Source organism: Sulfurimonas sp. (assembly GCF_047622445.1).
In the GTDB taxonomy this organism is placed as follows: domain Bacteria; phylum Campylobacterota; class Campylobacteria; order Campylobacterales; family Sulfurimonadaceae; genus Sulfurimonas.
This window is the reverse complement of the sequence record NZ_JBLHOE010000043.1, coordinates 20,345-27,586: the sequence shown is the minus strand read 5'-3', so window position 1 is coordinate 27,586 and position 7,242 is coordinate 20,345. Positions and strand designations below refer to the sequence as shown.

Genomic DNA, 7,242 nt, shown 5'->3' with positions numbered 1-7,242 from the left:
TTCAAAGATTTTTCAAAGGCCTTGTCCATAATCTCTATTGTGTAATCTTCTCTTATAACCATTATTGAATCATTTACACCATCTATAATTGATTGTAAGTATTGATGGTGTTCTACTAACTCTGCTTCGACTTTTTTACGATCAGTTATGACACTAAAGCTACCTGCCATTCGTAATGGCATTCCCTCATCATTACGCTCAACTATTCTCCCTTTGTCAATAACCCAAACAACTTCACCATTTTTTTGAAATAATCTATGTTCGGAATTATAGTTTTTCGAATTCCCTTTTATAGTGTCGTTGATTTTTTTAAGAACATTTTCTTTATCTTCTGGATGAATCAAGGTAGTAAAGTCTTTAATAAAATCTTTATCTTTATTTAGTCCAAGAATTTCATACCATGTATTATTGTGTTCGACTTGGTTTGTATGAATGTTCCAATCCCAAATCCCTTCACCAGAAGCTTCAAAGACTTCTTCAAGTCTCTTTTTACTTTTACTAAGCTCACTATTATTCACTTGTGTTTCTTTGTTAGATTCATAATTTTGAGTAATATTACGACTTACACCAACAACTCCTATAATTAATCCATCTTCACCTATGTATGGAGTTTTTGATGTGCTAAGTAAAACTCGAGTTCCATCAGGGTAACTAACCCACTCCTCATTAAGAACTGTTTCACCCCGGTGCATCATCTCTGCATCTTTTAGACGAAAAAATGCACCAAGCTCTTCACCAAATAGCTCTATATCTGTGTGATTAATAATCTGATGTTTATTTTTTCCAACAAATTCACTAAAAGCATTATTACAACTTATATATTTTCCATGACAGTTTAGATAATCTTTATAAAAAATCAAATCTGGTGTACTATCGATCACCGAAGTTAGCATATTTATTTGATTATATAATTCGTTTTTCTTCATTCAAATCCAATATTTACTAGATGTCTTTACTTTAAAAAAGCTAGTGAACCTGCACAGACTCTATTCTTTCCAGTACTTTTTGCTTCATAAAGTCCATTGTCGGCTTTTTTAATTGTATTTTCTAAAGTATCATGTTTAAAATCCACTTGACTGACTCCAAAACTAACAGTAAATTTTATGTCATTAACGGATGTCTTCTCTATAGTGCTTCTGATCTTTTGTGAAATAACTACTGCATCATCTTTACTTGTATTTGGTAGAAGTAAAATAAATTCTTCTCCACCAAATCTCGCAAAAATATCACTCGCTCTAATCCGGCTTGTAACTTCTTTACATAAAAACTTAATTACTTCATCTCCATTGTCGTGACCGTAGTTATCATTAATAGTTTTAAAGTTATCAATATCTATCATAACAATACTCACTGGGGTTTTATCTCTTTTACTACGGGCTATCGTTGTTGTTGCAACTTCAAAAAAATATCTTCTATTGTATATATTTGTAAGGTAATCATGATATGCCATATTCTCAAGAGATTTATTTAAAATTTTTACTTGTTCTACAGTAGTTATAAGTTCCAAATGACTTTCGATCATATTTCTAAATTGGATAAGAATTTTCTCTTGCTCAAGATTCCAAGAACGCTTATGATCATCCATAACACATAATGTTCCAAACAAGGTAGCGTCAGAATACTTAATTGGAAACCCGAAGTAAGAAATCATATTTAAATCTACTTCAGGACTATTCTTCCATTTCTCATCTTGAAGAGCATCCGGAACATATAGCGGTTTACCTTCTTTGACTACAGCTTCACAATATATCCCTGAATCTATAAGCACTATATTATCTTTGACTTTAAAGGGGTTATTCGTACTCTTACTTGTTCTAAATACTTCTATCTGATCTTCGTTTAAGCGCATAATTAAAGCTGCTGGAACATCAAGGATTTTGGCAAGGGAATTAACTATTTCTTGCCATTGACTAACAATACTATCATTTACTTCAAATACTTTAACAGTGTTTTTCAACTGCTGCTCTGTAATTGCAATATTTTCTTTATCATTTTTCATAAAAGTATCCATTGTTTATATCAATAAAATATCATAGCAAAATAAAAAGAATAAGGAAGTTTTTGTGCTATCTTCTACTCTTAATGAGCTTTTAGTGCATAGGCTAAAGTCTTTTTATAAATTCCTGTACTCAATAACTTTATTGCTATTTCCAGTTCCCTTCTTCTATGATGATTTTAATCTTTTGATATTCTTTATCTATCCCAAAACAAGAGTTCATTGTACATGCTAAATACATAGCATGATCCTCATTTTTCAGTACTAAAAAGGGATACTTTGTGTTTAAAATATATTTTCTATTTTTCTCTAAGTTTTGAACTTTACTTTTTAGTGTTATAAGCCCTATATTTTGCATTAAAAATGCTTTCGCTGAAGCTGGGACACTACTTTGTTTTATTTGTATTTCATAGTTAATAGTGGTTAATGTATCTCTAGCTAATTTATTATACTCAAATGAAGATTTTAAAGATGCCAAATAAACAATATTTTGAAGCATTTTTCCTAATGGTGAAGTATAGTATTTATCCCTCAAGTCAGCTTTAATTTTTAGCGTATCGTCACTAAGGTACCAAATCCCTTCTTGATAAAATTTCTCTTTTGCCTTGGTTAAAAGATACACTGCAAAATCTAATTTTTCTTCTTTAAAGTCAACACTATATCCTTTTAATAATGCTCCAATAAAAAAACTATAATCTTCAAGTAATCCACTTTGTGTAGCTTTTAAACCACTTAATGTTTGATGATATAACTCTCCCTTTTTAAACATTAAATTTTTTAACTTTTTTAAATGTATATCAGCTTTTTTAGTATATATAGGATCAAGAGCTGATGCGCTATATAAGGCTTCAATCATCATAGCATTCCAAGCAGTATTTATCTTCTTGTCAATAAAAGGAAACTCTTTAGTCTTTCGTACATCTTGTAACTTAGCTTTAAATTCCTCGAATCCTTTTGGTCTTGTCGATTCATAAAAATTAAGATGTACTTCTCCCTCAAAATTACCATTTATGGTAAACTCTAAAGCTTCTGTTATCTCATTTACATGAATATTATTTTCAAGTGCTTTTTCTATTTCCTCTTCTTTGAAAGTAAAAAATGCACCTTCTACTCCATTTACATCTGCATCACTTGCACTAAAGTATAAATCATTTTTCAAAAACCTTCTATCTAACATATCTATAGTTTCTAAGACAACATCTTTATATAATTTCTTTGAAGTTTGCGCATACCCTCTGACATACAATGGGATTAATTCTGCTTGATTATAAAGCATCTTTTCAAAATGAGGAATTTCCCATGCTGCATCTACTGCGTAACGAAAAAATCCACCTCCGATATGATCATATAATCCACGAAGTGCCATGGTGTCCAACATCTCATAACTCTTATCTTTGAGCTCTTGATTATTATCTAATACAGCTAAATCCATAATCAATGATAACCTTGAAGCCTCGGGATGCTTCTTACCCTTTCCAAACCCACTATAAATTGAATCGTATGCGTCTAAGACAGATTCTTTAAGTGTAGTTATAGATATATTTGTATCTTTGTACTCCAAAAGTTTATCTTGAGTATTCATCTTTAAAAATATTTGCTCAGACTCTTCTAGAAGAAGTTTAAAATTATCACTATACTTTGCATATATTTTAGGAAGAAGAGTATCTAGTCCTTCATAATAACTTCTCTTGCTTGGAGGAATATATGAAGCTAGGTAAAATGGTTTTTTATTATATGTTAAAAATGCACTAATTGGCCATCCAGCTATTCTGCCATTTAACTTTTCATACACTCTTTGGTAATAGCTATCAAGATGTGGCATCTCTTCACGATCAACCTTAACGCATATAAAATATTTATTAAAGAGTTTCGCTATTTCTTCATTTTCAAAAGACTCTTTTTCCATAACGTGACACCAATGACATGTAGAATATCCTATAGATAGAAATACTGCCTTGTTTTCTTGCTTTGCTTTTTTAAATGCTTCTTCACCCCAAGGTAACCAATTAACTGGATTTGTAGCGTGTTGTTGTAGATATGGGGAAGTAGAGTATTTTAACTCATTTGTATACTGACTTGCATGTAGAGATACGAGACATAAAAATGTTAAAAGTAAGTATTTCATGATATACCCTTTTAAGTAGTATACACTAAATACATTATTTATTCACACCTCAACTCTAATATCAAAGGAGCACTGTAATTTGTATAATAGGTTAAAATATACTATGTACTGAGTATTTGAACAAGGGTCATAATGATATGATAATTGTTTTTGTAGATAAAGCACTTTATCAAGCTAAAATCGAGCGTAATAACGTAGTTAAACTGTAAGACTAACAAGTCTATTAAAAAATAAGTATTTCTTAGAAAACTTAAACTAGAACTTTATAAGTTATCATACTGTACTATTTCATAAAAAATGCAAAGGTATAATAAATGTTTGATGGGCTTTATTTTGAGTATCCTATTGCAGCTTTATCTATTTTATTATTTATCATTTGTACTATTTTTTGTAAAATCAAATTACCTACTATATACTTTCCGCATACAGCACAATTTATGCAGATCTCAGCAAATACATCGAGGATACTCCTATTTTTAAAATGGCTTGGTATCATCATGCTGATTATTGCACTTATGTCTCCCATAAAAGATGAACCTTATGAGCTAGAACCAAAGCTTGGGTATGAAATAGTTCTTATCTTAGATGCTTCAGAATCTATGAAAGAAAAAGGTTTTGATGAAAAGGACAGGGATTTTACCCGTTTTGATGTAGTTAAAAATATTGTCTCAGACTTTATTGCAACGAGAGAAAATGACAATATGGGAATCATCGTTTTTGGAGCCTATTCTTTTATTGCTTCACCGCTTACATACGATACTAGTATTTTAAAAAACATAGTCTCAAATCTTTACATTGGAATGGCTGGAAAATACACAGCACTGTTTGAATCTCTTGCACAAAGTGTAAACTTACTCAAAACATCCCAATCAAATACAAAAATTGCTATTTTACTGACGGATGGGCATAACACTCCTGACAGCGAATTTCCCTTTAGTGCCGCTATAGATTTAGCAAAAGAATTTGATATCAAGATTTATCCCATAGGTATAGGTGATGAAGGTGAATACAATAAAGAGATGCTACACAAAATCGCACAAGCAACAGGTGGAGTATCTTTTGGAGCTGCCAATGCAAATGAGCTAGCTGAAGTATATGCAAAAATCAACGAGTTAGAAAAATCAGAAATAGAAAATGAAACATTCAACTATCTAAGGTATTTTTATAAACTTCCACTCTTAATCTCATTTTTCTCATTTTTATTTTATGTATTTTTGAGAAATAAAGGTGGGCATAACTAATGACATTTTTGCATCCTGAATTTTTATACTATATGCTACCTCTTTTACTTATCTCCTTTATATTGCTTCTGATAAAAAAAGAATCACATCAACACTATTTTTCAAAAGAAATGTTAGCTAAACTAAAAGTAAATACCAATGTACTTACTCTACGAACAAGAAATATTTTGTTTTTTTTAGTGGGTGTACTGCTTATTTTAGCATTGGCTGAGCCTGTGTTAAAAAATGAAAAAGTAAAAGTAAGATCAACAAGTGCTGACATACTTATAGCCTTGGATATTTCAGATTCTATGTTAGCGCAAGATGTATATCCAAATAGACTCGATTCAGCGAAGAAAAAAGCGCTTGAGCTGATTAAGAAAGCTACACAAGAAAGAGTGGGAGTTATTGCTTTTGCAAAAAATAGTTATCTTGTCTCTCCCATTAGTTTTGATGCAAAAACAGTTTCTTTTTTACTCTCAAAGTTAGATGCATCTAGCATATCTCAAAAAGGTACTGACATTTTAACTATGCTAGAAACTGTAGCTTCAACACATACAAATGCTGATGAAAAATATCTACTCATTTTAAGTGATGGCGGGGAGAAAGAAGACTTTACAATTGAAATAAAGTATGCAAAAGAAAAAGGCATTATTGTTTTTGTACTTGGCATGGGAACCCAAGATGGCATTACGATAAATGATGAAGATGGTTCCCTCATAAAGTACGCAAATATCCCAATAGTATCAAAACTCAATAGTTCTATTTCTGAATTAGCTACACAAACAGGTGGTGTTTATATTCAAAATACCACCTCATCTAGTGATATTAAATCTATGTATACCCAAATACTAGAACACTCCCAACGTATAGAGCTAATAAGTAAAGAAGTCCAAATGTATATAGCCCTATTTTACTACCCAATTATTGCCGCGATGTCACTCTTACTTATTGCTTTTGGCTCTATAACTAAAAGGGTCAAGCATTCTGTACCTATATCAGTATTTGTATTATTTAGCTTATTATTTACTAGTACACCATCTCATGCAAGTATGCTTGACTTTATGAAACTAGGTGACGCTAGAAGCTCTTATGATGCTAATGACTTCAACTCTTCCGCAGATATCTATGAAGAGTATGCAAAACAGACAAACAATGGTGAAGCGTACTATAATGCTGGGAATGCTTATTATAAAGAGAAAAGATACTTAAAAGCTTTAAGTGCCTACTCTTTTGCAAGAACGGAAGACCCAGGTTTACGAGCTGACAAACTTTCCAATATGGGAAATGCCCTTGTACAATTAGGTACAAAAAATACTCTAGAGCGAGCAATCAAACATTATGAATCATCATTAAAAATTAAAGAAGATGAGGATACCAGAGAAAATCTAGAAGCTATTCTAAAGGCATTAAAAGAGCAAAAGGAAACAGAAAAAAAAGAGGAAGAAAAAAAATATTCACAGCATAAGGGTGATGAGGCTGATTCAGGTACAGAAGAAGCCGATGATACAAACAATAAAAATAAAAACAAGAATTCTGCTAATAAAGACAACTCAAAAACTACAAAATCTGACGATACCTTAAAGCCTAACAATAAGAAAAAAACTGACAACGGTGAAGCTCAAAAAGATGAAGATGAAAGTAATCGTAAAGGTTCACAAAATAACAATAGCTCCCCAGATATTCATAAACAAGCCAAAGAATTAAAAAACAAAGACAAAGCTGAAGTTACAAATAAAAGTGCTGAAGCTAAAATTACTTCAAAAGGCCAGTTTATGAGTACTGTTGAAAAAGAAAAATGGTTTGATAAATTGGATTCAAAACAAAATACTTATCTTTATAGGTTAAACGAACAAAGAGCTAAAAATAATCAAAGGAATGATAAACCTTGGTGAAGATAT

General features: G+C 31.2%; 5 protein-coding genes. 2 read left to right on the top strand and 3 right to left on the bottom strand.

What is annotated here, in order from left to right; translation table 11 throughout:
• From ACI9TV_RS10365 to ACI9TV_RS10355, 3 genes are all read right to left on the bottom strand, one after another.
• Positions 1-926, bottom strand: a 926-nt coding sequence (locus tag ACI9TV_RS10365; protein WP_415250720.1) for a PAS domain S-box protein, incomplete at its 3' end; no start/stop codon positions are given.
• Positions 927-952: 26 nt separating this feature from the next.
• A complete protein-coding gene (locus ACI9TV_RS10360; protein WP_415250719.1) occupies positions 953-1,999 on the bottom strand; it encodes a diguanylate cyclase in 1,047 nt (348 codons plus the stop codon).
• Between the two features lie 145 nt (positions 2,000-2,144).
• Complete coding sequence (locus ACI9TV_RS10355; protein ID WP_415250718.1) at positions 2,145-4,121, bottom strand: thioredoxin domain-containing protein; 1,977 nt, start codon at positions 4,119-4,121, stop codon at positions 2,145-2,147.
• Positions 4,122-4,435: 314 nt separating this feature from the next.
• On the opposite strand from ACI9TV_RS10355, the gene ACI9TV_RS10350 reads away from it, so the two are divergent.
• Entirely contained in the window at positions 4,436-5,362 is a 927-nt protein-coding gene (locus ACI9TV_RS10350) for a VWA domain-containing protein (protein WP_415250717.1), read from the top strand.
• Positions 5,362-7,236, top strand: a complete 1,875-nt coding sequence (locus ACI9TV_RS10345; protein WP_415250716.1) for a VWA domain-containing protein — start codon at positions 5,362-5,364, stop codon at positions 7,234-7,236. Before ACI9TV_RS10350 ends, ACI9TV_RS10345 begins: the two co-directional genes overlap by 1 nt.
• Positions 7,237-7,242 lie beyond the last annotated feature (6 nt).